We start from the raw sequence: 20,313 nt of genomic DNA on the forward strand, positions 1-20,313 counted from the left end.
GCTGCCTGGTTAGCGCGGAAGGACGTGTTGGTCCAGGGGAATGGTCATCGTGAACCCGAAAATTTCCCAGATGGCGGCGTCGGAGGCTTCCGCCGGGACGAACTCAGCGCGGAGTTCAAGGACCGCCCCTATCCGGGAAATATACAGCACGGACCGCTGGCCGTCGTCGTCCACGGCCGGAACTGCGGCGGCGGCGCCGTCGAAGACTCCGATCGTGAGCGGAGTCTCGCCCGCGATAAACAGGGCGCGGCGGAGCAGCTGCACGTGGCGCAGCGACACCACCCCGGCGGAGTCCTGGATACCGACCAGAGGCCGGTTGCCGGGCGTTCTGACTGCAGCGCCCGCTGTGTGCCCGTGACTGTGGTGGGCGCCGGTAGTGAAGTCCTCACCCTCCCACGCGACCGCCCGGACGCCGGTCACCAGGAGCGAGCCAATGGCCGACTGTCGTGCGTTCAGGCGCGCCACGGGGTGCGCCCCGTCGAGTTGGCGGAGGTCGCCGAAGCCGGGGGCAGGAAAGGCCCGGTTCGGGGCCGCAACGCTGGAGCGGGCCGCCGGAGCAGGCCGGGATGACGCGGGCTGGAGGTTGAGCCCGGCACCAGGCTGGCTCCCGGCTGAAGACGCAGCTGCCGGGGCGCGGGATACGAGATTCAGCGAGGCCGCCGGGGCGCGGGTTCCGGCTGAAGACGCGGCTGCCGGGGCGCGGTTGCCGAGACTAAGCGTGGCGCCTGCAGCAGCCGCGGCAGGCGTTACGGGGGGTGGCGTTTCCGCGGGTTTCCGCCGACGACGGAGATAATCCAGGTCTGCCCTGATGGCGGTTCGGTCGCGGACCATGTCAGAGCTTCAGCCTGAAATCGGCGGCAACGGCGGCGAGCCCGGTTTCGTAGCCCTGGCCAAGGGCGCGGAATTTCCAGCCCCCACCGTGCCGGTAGAGTTCGCCGAGGATCATGGCGTTGATCTTGTCCATGTTCACCGGTGGAACGTCGAAGCGGAGCAACTCACGGTTCTCTTCATCGGCTACCCGGAGATAGGTGTTCCTGACCGCGCCGAAGGTGCCGGGGCCGCGCACATCCGGGTCGATATACACGAGCACGGCGATTTTGCTGACGCTATCAGGCACCCGGTTGAGGTCGACGTCGATCTGCTCCTGGTCCTCCGTTCCAGCGAAAGCAATGCTTCCCTCGGGGCTGGCGATCTGGTTGAAGAACACGAGGTGCTCGTCCGAGACGGCGCGCCCGTCCGGTCCGCACATAATGACCATGGGGACCGGTTCGGACTGCGGACCGCGGCTCGGCACCGTGTCCCAGCCGATGCCCAGCAGCACTTTCCCCAGATCCGGGTTTTCTGCGGTGAGGGCGGCGTTGCTGCCCGCGACCATCGAAGCCACTAGTGTCCTTCCAAACGAAGACCGTCAACGTTAAATTTGTCCCTCAGGAACTGGCCATGGACGGCCAGTTCCGTTATGGCCCCCGTGCGGACCTGATGATCGAGATTCCTGGCCGTGGAATGCAGCGTGTCCAGTTGCTCCAGCAAGCCCGTCGTCTGGGCCGAGTCCACGGTCCGCGCCGGCCGGCCGAGCAGCAGATACGTGTGCAGCGGGGACGGCATGTAGTCGGTGATGACCGCGTTCAGCAGTACGCGCTGCTCCGTGGACGCACCGGAGCGTTCGATGTAGCCGATCAGCGCGCCAAGGGTGTCCAGGAGCTGCAGAACTTGTGAGAGGACAAGGGTGGGCAGTTCAGCGCCTTTGCCAAGCACCGTCCGGCGCAGATCATGGAGCGCCGCCTTGGTGACCGCCAGTTCCTCCGCCGCAGGATCGGCGGACCCGGAAGCCGGTTCAGGCTGGCCCTCACCTGAGCCGGCAGCGGAACGGGGATCCGATCCGCTGCCGAACAAGGAGCCTAAGAATTTTGCGACCATAGCCCGTAAGCCTATTGCTCAGGGCTGGATGCCGCTAATTCCCCTCCTGCTGGCGGACGCGGTCCAGGTACGGACGGGCCCGCTCCAAGCCAGATTCGAGGGCATGGACGGTGCCTTCCATGTTCTTGTTGGCCTGTGAGCGGAACGTGTCGATCGCATCCATGGTCTGGAAGACGTTGTCGAACGCTTTCTGCAGGGTTTCGACGTTGACGCCGGAGCTGGCCGCCTGCTGGTGGATCCGGCCAGTCTGATCCTTGAGCATCTCGCTGGTCTTGAGGATCATGTTGTTCGTGGTGGTGTTGATGGCATCAATCTGATCCAGGACCATCTTCTGGTTGGCAAGGGCCTGGGCCACGATGACTGCGGTACGCAGCGCCGAGATCGTGGTGGTGCGTGCCCGTTCGACACCCTTTATCAGCTCGGTGTTGTTCTTGCGGATCATGTCGATGGCAAGGTAACCCTGCACGGAGACGGCCAACTGCGTCAGGATGTCCTGATGCCGTTGACGGATGGGGAACAGCACGTCCGCATCAATCTTGTTCGCCTCCTCAATCTGGCCCGACATCTTCATGTCGTCGATCTTGGCGGCGGTGGCGGCGTCCAGTGCCTTGGCGAAGACGGCGTATTCGCTTAGCCCCTGCATGGTCTCCCAGAGCTGGGTTTTTTCCTGCGCGAGGGAGGCATTGTCTTTGAGCAGCGAATCCTGCCCGGCCATCAGCGACTTGATGATCTTGTCCAGCTGGGTCTGGGCCGACTCGTACTTCTGGAAGTACTTGGCCAGTTTGTTGCCGCCGGGGATGATGCCCAGGATCTTGCGGCCTACGCTCAAGTCGCTCTGGTTCGGCGTGAGATCCTCCACGGTGGAGCGGAGTTCGCCGAGCGTGGAAGCGACCTGCACCTGGGCGCTGCTGCCGGATTTCTTGGCACCCGCCAGGGAGGTGGACGACCGTTCGAGCAGACGGCTGGAGGTGTTGGCGGATGCCACCAGCTCAGCGCCGGCCAGACGGTTGATGCCATCGATCTTGCTGGTGTACTCGGGGCTGTGCGGGTTCATCGCCGCGATCTCGCTGACGAACGCGCGGGCCTGGGCGTTGATCTCCTGCTGCCGTTCGGCAGGGACCGGGACCATGCCCGGAGCATCATCCTCTTTGACGATACTCAAGGGTTCCGGTGCGTTCAGTACAAGGTCCGTCGGTGAGGCTGCCTCGGGGGGTGTGAGTTGCATGCTCATCATTCTCTCTCTTTAATCGCGGAGCTTAGCCGAGCTGGACACCGAAGTCGGAGGCAATGCCTGCCAACCCGGTGGCGTAGCCCTGGCCGACTGCCTTGAACTTCCACTCGCCGTTGTGCCGGTAGAGCTCTGAGAAAATCATGCAGGTCTCAGGGGCCGCGTCTTCGCTGAGGTCATAGCGCACCACTTCGGCGTCGGTCTCGTGGTTCACGACGCGGCAGTAGGCGGCGCGCACCTGGCCAAAGTTCTGGCGGCGGGACTCTGCCTGGTCAATGGAAACCACGAAGACGATGCGCTCAACATCCGAGCCCACGGCGGAGAGTTCGATAGCGATCACTTCATCGTCGCCGTCACCCTCACCGGAGCGGTTGTCACCCTTGTGGACTACCGAGCCGTCGGCCGCGGCCGGCTGGTTGTAGAAGATGAAATCGGCGGAACTGCGCACCTTGCCATCGGCCCCGAGCAGGAGCGCGGAGGCGTCCAGATCGAACTGATCGCCGGTGGTCGTCCGGGGATCCCAGCCGAGTCCGACATGAACCTTGTTCAACCCGGGATCGGTTTTGGTGAGCGAGAGATTACTGCCTTTGGTAAGGGTCAAGCCAGCCATGCTTTTACTCCTGGTTCAGTCTGTGGGGTGGTGGGGGCTGGTGTCCCGGACGTCCGGGACCACCAGGTTGCTAGTCCAGTGAGATGCCGAAATCAGTGGCCACGCCGTGCAGCCCGGAGGCGTATCCCTGCCCGACGGCACGGAATTTCCATTCAGCGTTGTGGCGGTAGATCTCGGCGAAGACCATGCAGGTTTCCGCGGCGGCGTCCTCGGTGAGGTCGTAGCGGACAACCTCGTTGTCGGTCTCCTGATTGACGACGCGGCAGAAGGCGTCCCGCACCTGTCCGAAGTTCTGCCGGCGGGACTCTGCCTGGTCGATGGAAACAACAATGACGATCTTCTGGATGTCGGGGGCCACGGCGTCCAGATCGATCAGGATTTGCTCGTCGTCGCCGTCGCCTTCGCCGGTGCGGTTGTCGCCCTGGTGCACGACTGAACCGTCCGCTGCTGACAACTGGTTGTAGAAGATGAAATCGTCATTCGAGCGGACCTTGCCGTCAGCCCGGACAAGCAGCGCTGACGCGTCGAGGTCGAACTGTTCTCCCGCCGTGGTCCGGGGGTCCCAGCCCAGGCCGATCATGGCCTTGCGGAGCCCCGGATCGGCCTTTGTCAGGGACAGATTGCTGCCCTTGCTCAGAGTCAAGCTAGCCACGTTTCCTCCTTGGGTGCGTGAATTCAGACTTAGAGAGCGGCGGCGGCCGCGCCGAGTACCTCGCCCGCGGTGCGGCCGTTGGCTGGCGCCCCGATCGCCTGGAAGTTCCAGGTACTGCCGTTCCTGGAGAGCTTCGACATAATCATCGCCGTGTTCTGGCCCGCCTCGGTAAGGGAGTATCGCGCTACTTCCGGGCTGCCGGCCACGGAGTCGTCGATGACGCGGCAGAAGGCGTTCTGAACCATGTCAAATGTCTGCTTGCTGTAGCTCGTGATGACAAAAACGATGTTCGCCACTGCCGGGGAAACGCCGGGCAGGTTCACCATGAGGGTCTCGTCGTCGCCGTCGCCGGCGCCGGTCAGGTTATCCCCGGTGTGGCGGACCGAACCGTCTTTGCTGGTGAGCTGATTGAAGAACACTGTATCCAGGTGCTTGCCGGCGGCGTCGAACATGATGGCGGAGGCATCCAGATCGATCTCAACAGTTTTGGTGCCGCCGAAGAAGCCTTTTTTCACTGGAACCGCGGAATCCCAGCCGAGGGCCCCAGCCGGACGTTGGTCAGGGAGTCACCATTCTGCTTCGTCAGTGACAGTGACTGGCCTTTTTGCAAACTCAAACCCATGATTTACTCGCTTTCCATCGTGTTGGTCATGAAAGGTGCTCTGATGCCTGCCGGAAGCGGTCAGATAGTCGTATTGGCTGATTCCTGCGGTTTTTTCACTTCGGCAGCCGCACGCCGGTTGCGCAGCACGGAGCCGATCAAAGCGGCGCCGATGAAGATCACGCCGATGAGGCCCGTGATGACTTCGTTGACGGGAATCTCGATGGTGATCAGCAGAATGATTGCCAGCGCACCAACGGCCCAGTGCGCGCCGTGGTCGAGGTATTCGAATTCGTCCAGCGTTCCCTCGCGGACCAGGAAGACGGTCAGGGAGCGGACGAACATGGCGCCGATGAAGCCCAGTCCGAGCGCGATGATGATGGGGTCGGACGTGATGGCAAAAGCCCCGATGACTCCGTCGAACGAGAAGGAGGCGTCGATGACTTCCAAGTACAGGAAGAGCATAAAAGCAGCCTTGCCGGCCAGCTTGGCGGGAGCGGAGGGGCCCGAGCGCCCTCCAGATTCGGCGCCCACGGCGTCGATGACATCGTCCTCGCCCACATCGAAGAGGTTTCCGAGCCCGTTAACCAGGAAGTAGGTGATCATGCCAAGCAGCCCCGAGAACAGAACGATTCCCTGCTTCTCGCCGGCAACGGCACCGGTTAGGGCCAGTGCGATCATTCCGAGGATCAGGGACGCGCTGTCGAGCTTGCCGACCTTCGCGAGCGGTACTTCGAGGATCCTGATCCACTTGATGTCCCGTTGGGCGAGGATGAAGTCCAGGAAGAGCATCAGGAGGAACATTCCGCCGAAGGCCGCGATCTGCGGGTGCGCTTCGTGCAGGACGTAGCCGTAGCTGCCCGGAGTCTCCGGATCGCCCTTTTCCATGGCGAGGCTGATGGCGTCGACGGGATTCAGCCCGGCGGTGACCCCCACGATCAGGAGCGGGAAGAGGATGCGCATGCCGAACACGGCGATGATGATGCCCACGCTCAGGAACATTTTCTGCCAGAAGGCATTCATCCGCTCCAGGATTCTGGCGTTGACCACTGCGTTGTCGAAGCTCAGGCTGACTTCGAGGATACCCAGGATGATGCAGAGAATGAGCGCCTGGGGGCCGCCATAGAGAAAGGCCACCACCAGTGCGACGATAGTGACCGCGAACGACCAACCGAATGTCTTGAGGAACAAGCTGGGACAACTCCTGGAGCGATGGTCGTACCGGTCCAGGACCGCACGACGGTGTTAACATCCCGGAAGCTATCCCCCCAAGACTTCGTGCAACCATCTTAGCCGCCGGGTCCGGCCCTATCCAGCGATGTCCTCCACCAGCGCAAAGCCGCCAACGCGAAGCCGTTGCCTGACCAACGCAGATTGCCGTATCGCGCGTGACGTTGGTCAGCCGGCACTTGTGTGCGCGTCACGGGTGTCCGCCGAAGTCCGGTACGCGTCCCGCCACTCGTCGAAGGCCGCTGCGGGGACGGGCCGGCAGAGGTAGAAGCCCTGGGCGCTGTCACAGTCGAAGGTAGTCAGATGGTTGAGCGCCTCGGCCGTCTCCACCCCCTCGGCGAGCACAGTCATACCCAGATTGTGGCCAAGGTCGATGATGCTGTGGGCGATGAGGGCATCGCTTGGCTCCAGGCCCATGTTGAGGATGAAGGATTTATCTATCTTGATCTCGGTGATCGGCAGGTTCTTGAGCTGCCCCAGGCTCGTGTATCCCGCGCCGAAGTCGTCGATGGACAGCCGGATGCCCATGAGTGCGAGCATCGCCAGTAGTCGCTGGGCCTGAACGGGCTCTGCCATGAGCGCGCTCTCCGTTATCTCAAGCTCCAGCAGTTCCGCGGGGACCCGGTGTTTGGCCAGCGACTCGGCGACCTGCTGCGGCAGCCCGTCGTCCAGCAGGCTCCGGGCGGAGAGATTGACGGATACGGTGAGGGGCGCTCCCGCGTCGATCCAAATCCTGGCTTGAGCCAGCGCAGAGTCCAGCACGTGGCTGGTCAGGGGCCCGATCAAGCCAGTGTGCTCGGCCAGCGGGATGAAGGCATCCGGCGAAATCAGGCCCTTGACGGGGTGCTCCCAGCGGATGAGTGCCTCCGCGCCGACGATTTCCCCGCTCGTCAGATTCACCTTGGGCTGGTAGTGCAGAACCAGCTGGCCGCTGCTGAGGGCGCGGCGCAAATCTCCGAGCAGGGCAAGCTTCGCCGGGCTGTGTGCGTCCACCGACGGGTCGTAGGCGAAGACACCGAGGTTTTGGGTCTTGGCGATGTACATTGCGACGTCCGCGCGTTGCAGCAGCACCGTGGGTTCATTCCCATGTTCACCGGAAAGGACCACCCCGACGCTGGCTTCGACGTCGAGGTCCACGCCTTCCACCGTAAAGGGCTCCTCGAGAACGGCGCGCAACCTGCAGCCGATTTCCACGGCAGCCCCGGAATCTGCGATTTCCGGCAGCAATATAGCGAATTCATCCCCGCCCAGCCGGGCCATCGTCTGGCCCTCCCCCAGCACGGAGCACATCCTGTCACCGACCAGCTTGAGCAGTTCGTCCCCGTAGTGGTGACCGAACGTGTCATTGATTTCCTTGAACCTGTCCAGGTCGATGAGCAATAGCGCAGCTGTGGTTCCCGAGCGTTCGGCGGCGGACAGCGCCCGCCGGCACCGCTCAAAGAGCAGGGTGCGGTTGGGCAATCCCGTCAGGGAGTCGTGCAACGAATCGTGGAGCGCCTGGCGACGCTCGGCATCCAGCAGCCTGCGGTGGCCGTGGTTTACCCACGTCATCGCCATTGTCAGGAGCAGACCCACGATGAAAACCCACGGCGTCAGCCGGCTGGTGAGCGTCTCCAGCTCCCGGAGCTCCGCGAGCTTCGCCACGACATCGTCATGGTGACTGGCTGCGGCCCCGTGAACCGCCTCCGCTATGGCATCGAAAAGGGGCTCGGTCTCCCGCTGGTCAAGATCCAGGACAAGGGCCAGGTCGCCGGCGTCGACGGCATCGAACATTCGTTTGATTGACGCGAGGTAGTCCTGATGGTCCAACCGAAGTTCTTCCGCACGTGCACGGTCGGCCTGGTTGCCATTGGCGGCGACGAGATCCAGGGCCTGCACCAGATCGGCGGCTACGTCATCGAATTTTTCCCGCACCCCGGGGCCAGGCTCGAGCCGGTACTTGCGCTCCAATGATTCTTCCGCCGAGACGGCGCGATCGGCCCGGTCATAATGATCGGACAGCATAGCCGCCACGTCCGCCGCGTGGGCAGCCCGCGACATCGCCTGGGATGACCAGATGGCGAAGCTGCTGACACCGACCAGAACCGCGACCAGTACGATGCTCGCGATGCGGCTGTGCAAAGTTGTCCGGTCCGCGGCTGGTGCCTTTGGTCGTTCACTCATCGATTCCTCCGGTCGCATGCCGGCTGGTGGTCGGCCGTCAAAGGAACTATCGGCAGCTGTCGCCGCCGTGTAAAGGGTCGAAGCCCGGAATTTACCGGAATCCTTGCCGGAATCCGGGAATCCGTCAGCGGCCGGCTACCCGACCCACAGATTTGCCCGATCAACGCAGAAAGTCCCCTCCCCGGCCCGCCCCGCTCGATGCGAAGGCAGCCCGAAGGCGGGGACTTTCTGGCGATTCCCTCAGGCGGCGCTAGCTGCGCCGCACCTGGACGGCGTCGGATTTCAGGAATTGCTGCGTTGCTGAACCGGACTCCGGCAGGAGCCAAAGGACATGGCCGCTGGGTGAAACTTCTTCGACCTCACCGGCTGTCAAAACGCGTGCATGCTTGATAATTTCGACCCGATCGCCGGCCTTGAGACCTGTCCAGTCGGATACTGTTGCGGCTGGTGCCAGCCGCCTGGACATGACCGTCCCCCGTGCTTTCATCGAACTTCTACCCCTTTGTATTGGTTCTTTTGCCACAACATCATTGGTGTGGGCTTAATCACTACACGCTTAGTTCTACTACAATTCCCGGGCCCCCGCCCATTGTGTCGCCAAGAATTCCGGGGGCGCCGGGAATTAGTCATCTGCAATGCCGAATATTCACTTTTAGGCGAGAATTCCGACGGCGGATTCGGCCGCCGCCCGGACGGCACCCGACGCGACAAGGGCGTCTGCCGCTTCGAGCTCCGGCGACAGGAACCTGTCCGTTCCCGGACCGTCGACGACGCCGCGCAGCGCCGCGATGACGGCAATGCCCGCCGGCCCCGGCGTGAGCTCCCCGCCGGAGAGCTGAACTCGCATGTCCAGCGCGCGGGCCGACGTCACGAGTTCAATCGCGAGGACGCGGCGCAGGTTTTCCACGGCACGGCGTAGCTTGCGGGCCGCGTGCCAGCCCATGGACACGTGGTCCTCCTGCATGGCCGAACTCGGGATCGAGTCCACCGACGCCGGGACGGCGAGGCGTTTGTTGTCAGAGACGAGCCCTGCCTGGGTGTACTGGGCAATCATCAGGCCCGAATCGACGCCTGGGTCCGCGGCCAGGAACGCCGGCAGTCCGTGCGAGCGGGCCGGGTCCAGCATCCGGTCCGTCCGCCGCTCGGCAATGGAACTGAGGTCCGCGACGGCGATGGCCAGGAAGTCCAGCACATACGCCACCGGGGCGCCGTGGAAGTTTCCGTTGGAGCTGACCCGGCCATCGGGCAGCACCACCGGATTGTCGATCGCGGCGGCGAGCTCGCGCGAGGCGACCAGGGCGGCGTGGTCCACGGTGTCGCGGACGGCGCCGGCCACCTGGGGTGCGCAGCGCAGCGAGTACGCGTCCTGGACCTTGGTGTCGTTGACCCGGTGCGAGGCCACGATCGGGGAGTCGGACAGGACCCGCAGCATGTTGTCGGCCGAGGCGGCCTGACCGGGGTGCGGCCGCAGCGCGGCGTGCAGCTCCGGCAGGAACACCTGGTCCGTGCCGAGCAGCGCCTCGACGCTGAGCGCGGCGGTGATGTCTGCCGTCGTCAGCAACTGGCGGACATCGGCGATCGCCATCAGCAGCATGCCAAGCATGCCCTCGGTACCGTTGACGAGTGCCAGGCCCTCCTTTTCCGCCAGGGTGACCGGGTCAATCCCGTGTGCGGCAAGAAGCTCGGCGACGGTGCGGCGGCCTTTGCCGCCATACAGTTCGCCGTCGGGGCCGGTGGCTTCGCCCTCGCCCATCAGGACCAGGGCGCAGTGGGACAACGGTGCGAGGTCGCCGGAGCAGCCCAGCGAACCGAATTCGCGCACCACCGGCGTGATGCCGGAGTTGAGCAGGTCCACCATGGTCTGCAACACCACCGGCCGGACTCCGGTGCGGCCGGAGGCGAGGGTTTTTGCCCGCAGGAACATGACGCAGCGGACGACTTCGCGTTCCACTGCCGGGCCCATGCCCGCAGCGTGGCTGCGGATCAGCGACTTTTGCAGCTGGGTGCGCAGTTCGTTGGGGATGTGCCGGTTGGCCAACGCCCCGAAACCGGTGGAGATGCCGTAGGCGGGCACGTCGCTGTGGGCGAGCTCGTCGATGTGGGCGCGGACTTTGGCGACGGTGTCCAGGGCATCCTGGGACACAGTCACCTTCGCGTCGTGGCGTGCGACGGCGACAACGTCCTCGGGGGTGACGCCGCTGGAGCCCAGGGTGACGGTGAGGGGTTCGTGGGTCGGGGCCACGCGAACAGGGTTCCCCGACTGAGCTTGCGAAGGCCGGGAACCGGTGGGGACGGGCGTGGTCAGTGAGTTCGTGGGGAGTGTCACTTCGTGGTTCCTTCGTTCATGGGGATGCGGACGCTGCGTTCCTGGGCGACCTCGACGGCGCGGTCGTAACCGGCGTCGACATGGCGGATGACACCCATGCCGGGGTCATTGGTCAGCAGGCGCTCGAGCTTCTGCGCGGCGAGGTCGGTGCCGTCGGCGACGGACACTTGGCCGGCGTGGATGGAACGGCCGATTCCGACGCCGCCGCCGTGGTGGATGGAGACCCAGGTGGCGCCGGAGGCGGTATTGAGCAGGGCGTTGAGCAGCGGCCAGTCGGCCACCGCGTCCGACCCGTCGGCCATGGACTCTGTCTCGCGGTAGGGCGAGGCGACGGAGCCGGAATCGAGGTGGTCGCGGCCGATCACGATGGGGGCCTTGACCTTGCCTTCCTTGACGAGCTGGTTGAAGAGCAGCCCGGCTTTGGCGCGGTCGCCGTAGCCGAGCCAGCAGATCCGGGCCGGCAGGCCCTCGAACTCGACGCGTTCCTGTGCGGCGTTAATCCAGCGGTGCAGGTGCTTGTTGTCCGGGAAGAGCTCCTTGATGGCCTTATCCGTGACGGCGATGTCTTCCGGATCGCCGGAGAGCGCCACCCAGCGGAACGGGCCGAGACCCTCGCAGAACAGCGGGCGGATGTATGCCGGGACGAATCCCGGAAATTCGAAGGCGCGCTTGTAGCCGCCCTTGCGGGCCTCATCGCGGATCGAGTTGCCATAGTCGAAGACCTCGGCGCCGGCGTCCTGGAATTCCACCATGGCCTGAACCTGCCTGGCCATGGAGGCCTGGGCCTTTTTGGTGAAGCCTTCCGGATCGGCGGAGGACTCGCGGTGCCATTCGGCGACGGTGATGCCTTCCGGGAGGTAGCTCAGCGGATCGTGGGCGGAGGTCTGGTCGGTGACGATGTCCACGGTGAGTTCGCCGGCCATGTGGCGGCGAAGGATTTCGGGGAAGACCTCGGCGGCGTTCCCGACGTATCCGACGGACCAGCCGCGGCGCTCCTCTTTGGCTGCCAGGACCTTGGCGATGGCGGCGTCGAGGTCGGTTTCGACCTCGTCGAGGTAGCGTTTTCCGGCGCGGCGGCGCAGGCGGGTCTCGTCGACGTCGACGATCAGGCAGGCGCCGTCGTTAAGGGTGACGGCGAGCGGCTGGGGCCCCGCCCATGCCGCCGCAGCCGCCGGTCAGGGTCAGCGTTCCGGCGAGTGTGCCCTCCTCGTTGCCGGTGAGCTTGCGGGCAATTGCGGCGAACGTCTCGAAGGTGCCCTGCAGGATGCCCTGGGTGCCGATGTAGATCCAGGATCCTGCGGTCATCTGGCCGTACATCATCAGGCCTTCGGCCTCGAGTCGCCGGAATTCCGGCCAGGTGGCCCAGTCGCCGACGAGGTTGGAGTTGGCCAGCAACACCCGGGGCGCCCATTCGTTGGTGCGGAAGACGCCGACGGGCTTGCCGGACTGGACCAGGAGGGTCTCGTCTTTTTCCATCGTTTCCAGGGTGCGGGTGATCGCATCAAACGCGGCCCAGGACCGTACGGCCCGGCCGGTGCCGCCGTAGACCACCAGGTCATCGGGGCGTTCGGCAACCTCGGGGTCCAAGTTGTTCATCAGCATGCGCAGCGGGGCTTCGGTCTGCCACGACTTGGCAGTGAGCTCGGTGCCGCGGGCCGCTTTGACCGGGCGGGCACCGGTGGTGAAGTCGGCGGGTGCCATGAGGGCTCCTTCGTGTTTAGTGCGCTTGTTAAGTGCGGTCCGGGAAGATCTTCTGTTTCAACTAAAGCCTGTGCGCCGCCCCGGAAACAGGGCCTTCAGCCGGGTGCTGTCCGGGATTCCAGACCCGACCGGCGTTCGGGACCTGGCTCCGGCCGCGCCCGGACGGGCATCTCATGCGGGCTGGTTGGATCCCGGTCTGCCGTGGATCCGGAGCGAGAGTTCGTCGGCGGCCTTTTGGACCCGTGCGGCCAGGGCCGGCCATTGATCTGCGGGCAGCTTGTCCTCGAGGAATGTCACGGCCACGGCTGCCGTCGGCCAGCCGGCATGGTCGGTGACGGCGGCGGCGATCGAGCCGAACCCGGGCGTCACCTCGCCGTGTTCGGTGGCGTAGCCGCGCTGCCGGACCTGGTCCAGGTGTGAGGAGAGCACCGAGTACTTCATGATCGGCGATTCGGTCTCGTGCCGGGCGGTGAAGGCGGCGGTGTTCGGGTACAGCGCCCGGACCTGGGACTTCGGCAGCGCGGCGAGGATTGCCCGGCCGCTGGCGGTGAGGTGGCTGGGCAGCCGGACGCCGACGTCGGTCACCAGGGATGGCCGGTTCTTGGCCCGTTCCTCCACGATATAGAGCACGTCACGGCCGTGCAGGACGGCCAGGTGGGCGCTTTCGCCAATCACGTCCACGAGCGAGGCAAGCAGCGGCCGGCCCAGCCGGGACAGCGGTTCCTGGCGCGAATAGCCGGAGCTGAGTTCGAAGGCACTGATGCCCAGGCCATAGCGCTGTTCCTCGTGCAGGTGCAGCACAAAGCCGTTCGCCTCCATCACCCCGAGAAGGTGGTAGACGCTGGAGCGCGGCAACCCGAGCGCCGCGGCGATGTTCGACGCGGCCATCGGCCCGCGCTTGGAGGCGAGCAGTTTGAGGATGCGCAAGGTATTTTCCGCCGCCGGAACCTTGGACGCCTGCTTCACGGGCCGCGGGCGCGGAGGAACGCCAGCGGCAGAGTCCGCGGCGGACTCTGGCGCGGCGGCCGGTAACACGGCGGCGGTACTCACGGCTGGCATACATCCTCTTTTCAGCGGGCGGCGTCCGGTATCCCGTACTCAAGCATGCGCCCTCGCAGCACTCATTGGTCAGACCGGCCGGGTTGAAATGTCTGGGATACCAGACTAATGGCCATGCCTGCCGCTCGCGGAACGGCTACGCTCGTGCCCATGGGACAGCTGTGGGAACAATCCCAGGACGGCGTCGTGGTTTTTCCATCTGGCCGGAGAATCCGCGGGCGGGGCCTGCGCCACCGCGTGCCTGCCGGACCGCTTCCGGATTTCGGGCTGTATTTGCTGGGCGTTCCTCCCCCTCCGGTGGAATGGGAGTCCAGATGGTTGCCCTGGCGGGACCTGAGGCTGCCATCGGATGACCTCGAAGCCCTGGATGCCTTCCGCGAGGCGTGGGACCGTGCCGCCACGGAGCGTGTCGAAGTCGCCTGCTGGCGCGGCCGCGGCCGGACCGGCACCGCACTGGCCTGCATCGCCATCCTGGAAGGAATTCCGCCGGACCAGGCGGTGGCATTCGTCCGCCAGCAGTACCGCCGTCGGACGGTCGAAACACCGTGGCAGCACCGCTACATCACCCGCTTCCGGGCCGGGGGCCGCTGACGGGACACCGGCATTACAGCGTGATAACCACTTTCCCCCGGGCGCGGCCTTCGTGCACGTACTGGATGGCCGCCGGCGCGTCGGCCAATGCATAGCTCTTATCAATGATCGGAGTGACTTGGCCCGCTTCGATGAATCCGGCCAGGAACCGAAGGTCCGCCGCGCGCTCGGCTGCAATGAGCCCCTTGAGCTTTTGACCCACGAACAGGGACAGCACCGCTGCACGCAGCGCACGTTCAAATCCACCGGTCCATCGCCCGCCGCCTTCACCGCCGACGATGACCAGGGTTCCCGTCGGTTTGAGCGCACACCGCAGGACCGGGAGCGGGCGGTTGCCTGCGGTATCGAGAATAAGGTCGTACTGCTGTCCGCCGCCTGCGAAGTCCTCACGCTGGTAATCGATGACATGGTCGGCACCGATAGAGCGGACCAGATCCGTCTTCGCGGTGCTGCACACACCGGTGACCCGCGCACCGAAGGCCTTGGCAAGCTGCACGGCATACGCACCGACTCCTCCGGCAGCCCCGATGACCAGGACGTCCTGCCCCGCCCGGACATGCCCGCTGTCGCGAAGCCCCTGCAGCGCGGTCCCGGCCGAGATGGGAACGACGGCGGCCTGCGCAAAGCTGAGGTTCGCCGGCTTCGGCGCCAGCATGCCCTCCTTGGCGCACACATACTCGGCAAAGGATCCTTCACAGGTACCGAACACCTCGTCACCTGGCCTGAACCCGCCGACGTTCTTCCCGGCGGCCTCCACAACACCCGCAACATCACGTCCGCGGATGCCGCTTTTCGGCTTCATCAACCCGAACCCGAAGGCCCGTGTGAGATACGGAAGGCCGGTCATGAGGTGCCAGACGCCGTGATCGACTCCGGCGGCCTGGACCCGGATGAGCACGTCGTCATCACCCGGCACCGGCTTGGCGACCTCCCGAAGCTGCAGCACGTCAGTGGAACCGTACACGTCCTGGATGATCGCCTGCATGCCGCTCCCTGCCCGGAACCAACCCGATCCGCCCAGCTTCGGCAAGTCCCGTGCAGGAGTCAAGTGCCTGCTGCTTCCGGCCACGACCGCGCCTGCGGACCGGTGGGGTTACCGGGCGGACCAGCCGCCGTCCATGGTGTAGCTGGCCCCTGTGACCATGCCCGCGTGATCGGACGAGAGCCAGGCCACGAGCGAAGCCACCTCTTCCGGCTCCACCAGCCGTTTGACCGCCGACTCGGTCAGCATGATCTTGGCCAGTACCTCGGACTCCGGGATGCCGTGCACCTTGGCCTGATCCGCGATCTGCGCCTCAACGAGCGGGGTCCGGACGTAGCCGGGGTTGATGCAGTTGGACGTCACGCCGCGCGCGCCGCCCTCCAGCGCCGTCACCTTGCTCAGCCCTTCCAGGCCGTGCTTGGCAGAGACATAGGCGCTCTTGAACGGCGAGGCCCGCAGCCCGTGGACCGAGGACAGGTTGATGATGCGGCCGAAGCCGTTGGCGTACATATGGGGCAGTGCAGCACGGATCAAGAGGAACGGAGCCTCAAGCATCAGCGTAATGATCCGGCGGAAATCAGCCGGGTTGAAGTCCTCGATGGGACTGATCCGCTGGATCCCGGCATTGTTCACCAGGATGTCGCAGTCCAGGCTGAGCGTCTGGAGCGCGTCCACATCGAGCAGGTTTACGGCCCAGGATGTGCCTCCCACCTCATCGGCGAGAGCCGCGGCGGCGGCTTCGTCCACATCCGCAATGACGACCTTGGCGCCGCGTGCCGCGAGGGCCCGCACGCTGGCAGCCCCGATTCCCCCGGCCCCGCCGGTCACGAGGGCCTTGCGTCCATCCAGCGAGTTCTCCATTACCCAGCCCTTCCGTTCGTTCAATTCATGATCTTCGATGCTTGATCTTCGATTTTCCGGTTCGGCCGGACCGTTCCGGCCGCAGCGGCTCATCGGGTTCAGCGGACGGAGGCCAGTGCGAGTTCTTCGCGTTCAGCGTCGGCCCGGTCCACTTCCTCCAGTGCGATGCCCTTGGTTTCCTTCAGGCTGAACACGGCGGCAGCGGTCACAGCACAGGCGACCACGAGGTAGATCGCGGTTGGAACCCAGGACCCGGTGTCCTTAAGCCACTGGGTGGCCAGGAGCGGCGCCAGCGAGCCCGCGAAAATCGAGGTGACCTGGGATCCCAGCGAAACGCCCGCATAACGCATCCGCGTCGGGAAGAGCTCGGACATGATGGCCGGCTGGCCGGCGTACATAAAGGCGTGAATGCACAGGCCCAGCGTCACGGCCAGGACGATGATCACCGGGTTCCGGGTATCGAACATCGGGAAAGCGAAGAACGGCCACGTGGCACCGGCGATTGCACCCACCATGTAGACCGGTTTGCGGCCCCAGCTGTCGACGAGCCGGCCGACCTGCGGGATGACCAGGAAGTGGATCACGTGGGCGATCAGCAGGGCGAAGAGCAACGAGGAGGTGTCATATTTGTGGACCGACTTGAGGTAAACGATCGCGAAGCTGACCACGATGTAGTACATGATGTTTTCGCCGAAGCGGAGACCCATTGCCTGCAGGATTCCCTTGGGGTACTTGCGGATGACTTCGCCGACGCCGAAGCTGGCGGTCTGCTCCTGCTCCATCTTCGCCTTCGTCTCCAGGAAGATCGGCGATTCGGAAACGTGCGTGCGGATGTAGTAGCCAACAAACACGATCACGGCGGAGAGCCAGAACGCCACGCGCCAGCCCCAGCTCAGGAAGTCGGCACTGCTCAGGACGCTGGACATGATGTACAGGACCAGGGTGGCGAGGAGGTTGCCCACCGGGACGGCCGACTGGGGCCAGCTGGACCAGAACCCGCGGGATTCCTTCGGGCTGTGTTCGGCGACGAGGAGCACAGCGCCGCCCCATTCACCGCCCAGGGCGAACCCCTGGATGAAGCGAAGGACGACCAGCAGGGCCGGCGCAAGGTAGCCGATCTCGGCGAAGCCCGGGAGGCAGCCCATCAGGAAGGTGGAGACGCCGATGATAATGATGGTGAGCTGCAGAGTAGGCTTGCGGCCGAGCTTGTCGCCGATCTGGCCGAACACAATGCCGCCCAGAGGCCGGGCCACGAAGCCGACAGCGTAGGTCAGGAACGCCTGGATAATGCCGTCCAGTTCGTTACCGGTGGCAGGGAAGAAGTACTTGCCAAACACCAGGGTGGCGGCGGTGGCATAGAGGAAGAATTCGTACCATTCGACGACGGTACCGACCATCGAGGCGGCGACGATCTTCTTGAGGCCCGATCCCCCGGATGCGGGGGCGGGGGGCGTTGCAGAGCGTGCGTCTACGCTCATGTCGTTCTCCTTGGTGTCCACGTTGACAGGCGCTGTGATTCACAGCACTAAGATGGCTTCCATAGAGTATTGCTGCACAAATCTGGCAGTTCAATGGTCAAAGCAGCACCGTATGCGTGCAGAATTGCAGATATGAAAGCCAATCCCGATGATCTGCTGGTCTTGCTGGCCGTGTCCCGTTCGGCCAAATTCACGACGGCGGCCCAGGCGCTCGGGCTTAACCACACGACCGTATCGCGGCGGATCGCGGCGCTGGAAAAGGCACTGGGAGGGCGGTTGCTCGCCCGTGCCGCAGGCGGCTGGGAGTTGACTGAGCTGGGCCAGCAGGCGGTCCGGGTCGCGGAAGAAGTCGAAGGCGCCGTCAGGCTCCTGGAGCAGCCGGGCCAGGCGCCGGATCCGGTCACCGGCGTCGTCAGGATGACGGCAACGGATGCTTTCAGCGCCTATATCGCGGCGCCTGCGGTGACGCGGCTGCGGCGCAGCCATCCCGGGCTGAGCGTGGAGATAGTAACGGTGACCCGGCGTGCGCTCCAGCAGCGCTCCGGGCTGGACATTGAAGTGGTGGTCGGGGAACCGCAGGTCCACCGGGCGGAAGCCGCCCGGCTGGGTGAGTACATGCTGGGCATGTACGCCTCACGGGACTATCTCGCGGAGTACGGGAGCCCGGCGACGGTCGAGGAATTGACGACCCACGCGCTGGTCTACTTCGTCGATTCCATGCTGCAGGTGGACGATCTGGATGCTCCGCGCCGGCTCGTACCGGGGATGCGTGACGGTCTCAGTTCGACGAACGTCTTCGTCCATGTCGAGGCGACCCGGGCCGGCGCCGGGATCGGATTCCTGCCGTGCTTCGCGGCGGATATACATCGGGATTTGGTTCGGCTGCTGCCGGGTGACTTCGCCGAACTGCTTCCTTACTGGATGGTGCTGCGGCCGGATTCAATGCGCCGCCCCGCGGTGGCGGCAGTAGTGCAGGCGCTGCGGGTGCAGACGGCCGCGCACCGGGAGGCACTGTTGGGCCGTGGCGGGCATGCGGCGGCCGCCTCAATCCGGCCGGCTGTACCTTAGCCAGGCGCCGGAGCGGAGCCAGCCATTGGTGCGGGCGGATCGCGGCGGACTGCGGCGCCGGCGGCGAATGCCCTGACCTTGGCATCGTTCCAGATATGGGCGGGTACCGCGCCTCCCAGCAGGCGCCGCGCGAGCCCGGGATCGCCGTCGAACGGAAGGTCGCTGCCGGCCATCACCATGTTGCCGAAGCGCCGTCCCTTGAGCATGGCCGGATCCGCGATGATCATCGTGTGTTCGAAGGATGCCGCAATGGTAGCGGCATCCTCGCGGGCGTTTTTGAGGTCTGGAGCGTCGCCGGAATTCACCACATAGATCCCGCCGGGGGCCAGAACGGCCTTGGCCTGGCCGTTGAATTCCGCGGTGGTCAGGGGCCGGGGCGTGATAGACCCGGCGAAGACGTCACGGATAATCACGTCCCGCGTCTGCGGGGTGAGGCTTTCGGTGACCTCACGGGCTTCCCCCACCCGCAGCCGGAGCAGAGGCGCCTTGGGAAGATCGAACCAGCCGCGGACGTACCCGGCCAGCTTGCCGTCCAGTTCCACAACGATCTGGCGGGCGTCCGGATAGGCGGCATGGAAATAGCGGGCCATTGAGCATGCTCCCCCGCCGAGGTGGAGGGCGCGGAGTTTTGGTTTGGCGTCGCGCGGCCAGCGGGATTCCACGAGGGCGGCAATCCAGCGCATGTATTCGAAGTCAAGGAACAGCGGATCCACCAGGTCTATGTGCGAGCTCATTACCCCGTTGATGCGCAGCAGCCAGCCGCTGGAATTGTCCTGGTCCGGGATCAGCTCGCAGTCCCCGGTATCGATGTAGTAGACGCCAGCCGTCGGGCCGTCAGGACGGGTTCCCTTAGGTACGTCCACCACGCCGGTCGACACGTTCGCGGTGCTCCGACCAGCCGCCCTGCCACGTTTGGCCATTAGCCGTCCACCGTAATTTTCATGGTTCAACCCTAATTCACCCGCCCTTTGTGCCTGGCCGCCCGTGGCCAGGACGGCCACCAGGGCAGAGAATGGCATTATGACTGCCGCCGGATCAGCGCACAGCCGCACAGCCAGGAACAGAAAGGCCCCCGAACCGGACGACGCCGAGGGCGTCAGGGACGCGGACGACGCCGAGGGCGTCAGGGACGCGGACGACGGCGAGCACGCCAGGGACGCGGACGACGCCAGCAAAGTGGACCATCCCGCCAAACTGACAAAGCCAGTGTGGAAGTACATCCTCTGGAAGACGGCGCGGGAATTCAGGTCTGACCGGTGCCACGACCTTGCGGCAACCTTGACGTTTTACTCCGTGCTGTCACTCTTCCCGGCCCTGTTGATATTGGTCGCCCTCCTGGGGGTCTTTGGGCAGGCCGAAGAATCCACGGCCGCGCTGCTGGAGATCGTCCGGGGCATCGCGCCGGGGTCGGCCGTGGACATCATCCGACGCCCGATCGAGGAACTGACCAATTCACCGTCCGCCGGCTTCACCCTGGTGATCGGCATCCTGACGGCGCTATGGTCGTCGTCCGGCTATGTCGCCGCGTTCTCCCGGGCCATCAACCGGATCTATCAGATCGACGCGGGCCGGCCCTTCATCAGGCGCCGGGGAACAATGCTCGTCGTTACTGTAATCACCGTTGTGATCGCGGCCGCTGTCGCTGCCATGCTCGTGTTGAGTGGACGGGTTGCCGAAGCGGTCGGCAGCGTCATCGGACTCAGCCAAGCGTTCCTCGCGACCTGGAATATCCTCAAGTGGCCGATCCTGGTGCTGTTGGTCGTAGCGGCGATTGCCATCCTCTACTACGCGACCCCGAACGTGAAGCAACCCAAGTTTCGATGGCTGGGCCCTGGGCGCGCTTCTC

Annotated in this window: 17 protein-coding genes and 2 pseudogenes; 3 read left to right on the plus strand and 16 right to left on the minus strand. The window is 64.9% G+C overall.

The features are described from left to right. Nucleotides 1-9 precede the first annotated feature (9 nt). The 12 genes and pseudogenes from KY499_RS10570 to KY499_RS10625 all read right to left on the minus strand — a co-directional run bounded on the left by KY499_RS10570 (nucleotide 10) and on the right by KY499_RS10625 (nucleotide 13,487). A complete protein-coding gene (locus KY499_RS10570; RefSeq protein WP_219885366.1) occupies nucleotides 10-831 on the minus strand; it encodes a hypothetical protein in 822 nt (273 codons plus the stop codon). Nucleotide 832: 1 nt separating this feature from the next. Continuing rightward, a complete protein-coding gene (locus KY499_RS10575; RefSeq protein ID WP_258191092.1) occupies nucleotides 833-1,375 on the minus strand; it encodes a TerD family protein in 543 nt (180 codons plus the stop codon). Between the two features lie 8 nt (nucleotides 1,376-1,383). Continuing rightward, a complete protein-coding gene (locus tag KY499_RS10580; protein ID WP_123256642.1) occupies nucleotides 1,384-1,917 on the minus strand; it encodes a hypothetical protein in 534 nt (177 codons plus the stop codon). Between the two features lie 34 nt (nucleotides 1,918-1,951). Next, nucleotides 1,952-3,142 carry a toxic anion resistance protein gene (locus tag KY499_RS10585; RefSeq protein WP_258190713.1) on the minus strand — a complete coding sequence of 397 codons (1,191 nt, stop codon included), beginning with the start codon at nucleotides 3,140-3,142 and terminating at the stop codon, nucleotides 1,952-1,954. Nucleotides 3,143-3,173: 31 nt separating this feature from the next. Beyond that, nucleotides 3,174-3,755, minus strand: coding sequence for a TerD family protein (locus tag KY499_RS10590; RefSeq protein WP_123256640.1), 582 nt, complete (start codon nucleotides 3,753-3,755; stop codon nucleotides 3,174-3,176). A 70-nt stretch (nucleotides 3,756-3,825) separates the two neighbouring features. Continuing rightward, on the minus strand, nucleotides 3,826-4,407 hold the full coding sequence (locus tag KY499_RS10595; RefSeq protein ID WP_123256639.1) for a TerD family protein: 582 nt from the start codon (nucleotides 4,405-4,407) through the stop codon (nucleotides 3,826-3,828). 29 nt (nucleotides 4,408-4,436) lie between these two features. Then, nucleotides 4,437-4,922, minus strand: a complete 486-nt coding sequence (locus tag KY499_RS10600; protein ID WP_308813034.1) for a TerD family protein — start codon at nucleotides 4,920-4,922, stop codon at nucleotides 4,437-4,439. Between the two features lie 167 nt (nucleotides 4,923-5,089). After that, nucleotides 5,090-6,199, minus strand: a complete 1,110-nt coding sequence (locus KY499_RS10605) for a DUF475 domain-containing protein (protein WP_219885369.1) — start codon at nucleotides 6,197-6,199, stop codon at nucleotides 5,090-5,092. Nucleotides 6,200-6,406: 207 nt separating this feature from the next. Beyond that, nucleotides 6,407-8,401, minus strand: coding sequence for a bifunctional diguanylate cyclase/phosphodiesterase (locus KY499_RS10610; RefSeq protein WP_219885370.1), 1,995 nt, complete (start codon nucleotides 8,399-8,401; stop codon nucleotides 6,407-6,409). 652 nt (nucleotides 8,402-9,053) lie between these two features. Then, entirely contained in the window at nucleotides 9,054-10,643 is a 1,590-nt protein-coding gene (gene hutH / locus KY499_RS10615; protein ID WP_219885371.1) for a histidine ammonia-lyase, read from the minus strand. A gap of 80 nt (nucleotides 10,644-10,723) precedes the next feature. Beyond that, nucleotides 10,724-12,428: pseudogene (locus tag KY499_RS10620) on the minus strand (urocanate hydratase). Between the two features lie 171 nt (nucleotides 12,429-12,599). Further along, complete coding sequence (locus KY499_RS10625; RefSeq protein ID WP_258190714.1) at nucleotides 12,600-13,487, minus strand: IclR family transcriptional regulator; 888 nt, start codon at nucleotides 13,485-13,487, stop codon at nucleotides 12,600-12,602. Between the two features lie 114 nt (nucleotides 13,488-13,601). Here KY499_RS10625 and KY499_RS10630 point away from each other — a divergent pair, with 114 nt between their 5' ends. Further along, nucleotides 13,602-14,078, plus strand: coding sequence for a protein-tyrosine phosphatase family protein (locus KY499_RS10630; RefSeq protein ID WP_258190715.1), 477 nt, complete (start codon nucleotides 13,602-13,604; stop codon nucleotides 14,076-14,078). A gap of 13 nt (nucleotides 14,079-14,091) precedes the next feature. On the opposite strand, the gene KY499_RS10635 is transcribed toward KY499_RS10630, so the two are convergent. The 3 genes from KY499_RS10635 to KY499_RS10645 all read right to left on the minus strand — a co-directional run bounded on the left by KY499_RS10635 (nucleotide 14,092) and on the right by KY499_RS10645 (nucleotide 17,399). Next, nucleotides 14,092-15,063 carry an NAD(P)-dependent alcohol dehydrogenase gene (locus KY499_RS10635; RefSeq protein WP_219885372.1) on the minus strand — a complete coding sequence of 324 codons (972 nt, stop codon included), beginning with the start codon at nucleotides 15,061-15,063 and terminating at the stop codon, nucleotides 14,092-14,094. 108 nt (nucleotides 15,064-15,171) lie between these two features. Next, entirely contained in the window at nucleotides 15,172-15,921 is a 750-nt protein-coding gene (locus KY499_RS10640; protein ID WP_123256631.1) for a 3-hydroxybutyrate dehydrogenase, read from the minus strand. 98 nt (nucleotides 15,922-16,019) lie between these two features. Further along, complete coding sequence (locus KY499_RS10645; protein ID WP_123256630.1) at nucleotides 16,020-17,399, minus strand: MFS transporter; 1,380 nt, start codon at nucleotides 17,397-17,399, stop codon at nucleotides 16,020-16,022. A gap of 132 nt (nucleotides 17,400-17,531) precedes the next feature. On the opposite strand from KY499_RS10645, the gene KY499_RS10650 reads away from it, so the two are divergent. Next, complete coding sequence (locus KY499_RS10650; RefSeq protein ID WP_123256629.1) at nucleotides 17,532-18,467, plus strand: LysR family transcriptional regulator; 936 nt, start codon at nucleotides 17,532-17,534, stop codon at nucleotides 18,465-18,467. Here the strand turns inward: KY499_RS10650 and KY499_RS10655 are convergent. Then, nucleotides 18,464-19,387, minus strand: coding sequence for a spermidine synthase (locus KY499_RS10655; protein ID WP_123256628.1), 924 nt, complete (start codon nucleotides 19,385-19,387; stop codon nucleotides 18,464-18,466). The two genes, KY499_RS10650 and KY499_RS10655, sit on opposite strands and share 4 nt — an antisense overlap. A gap of 100 nt (nucleotides 19,388-19,487) precedes the next feature. Here KY499_RS10655 and KY499_RS18580 point away from each other — a divergent pair. Beyond that, a pseudogene (locus KY499_RS18580) lies at nucleotides 19,488-20,234 on the plus strand (YihY/virulence factor BrkB family protein); the annotation flags it as partial. Nucleotides 20,235-20,313: the final 79 nt, after the last annotated feature.

The organism is Arthrobacter sp. PAMC25284 (assembly GCF_019443425.1).
Classification (GTDB): domain Bacteria; phylum Actinomycetota; class Actinomycetes; order Actinomycetales; family Micrococcaceae; genus Arthrobacter; species Arthrobacter oryzae_A.